The following is a 450-nucleotide window of genomic DNA, read 5'->3' as shown; positions in this document are numbered from 1 at the left end:
CGCGACCACGGCGAGACCACCACCTGGACGATCACCCTGCCGAAGTTGGACGCCGCGACATTCGACGCCGCCCTGCAATCGCACCGCGACGCCCTGATCCACGACCGCGACGCCGAGGACCCCGAGGACACCACCCCGTTCCCGACGAACCTCGATGCCTTCAATCGTCTCGTCGAGGCCGGCTGGGACGCCGACGCCGAGCGCCGTCCGCACGGACAGCACACCACCGTCGTCGCGCACGTCGACGTCGACAAGCACGTCGCCGCACTGCATCTGGGGCCGCTGCTCACCGACGCCGAGCGCCAGTACCTGCTGTGCGACGCCACCTGCGAGGTCTGGTTCGAACGCCACGGGCGCGTCATCGGCGCCGGGCGTTCCACCCGCACCATCAACCGCCGCCTACGCCGCGCCCTGGAACACCGCGACCAGTCCCTGTCTCTTATACACATC

General features: G+C 69.6%; 1 protein-coding gene. It reads left to right on the top strand.

All coding sequences use genetic code 11. The features are described from left to right. Positions 1 to 450: DUF222 domain-containing protein (locus A5757_RS19605; protein ID WP_156618569.1), on the top strand; the 450-nt coding region annotated here is incomplete at both ends.

The sequence above is a fragment of the Mycobacterium sp. 852013-51886_SCH5428379 genome, assembly GCF_001665575.1.
Classification (GTDB): Bacteria; Actinomycetota; Actinomycetes; order Mycobacteriales; family Mycobacteriaceae; genus Mycobacterium.
Note: the sequence above shows the minus strand (reverse complement) of the source record. Positions and strands in the feature narration are given on the sequence as shown.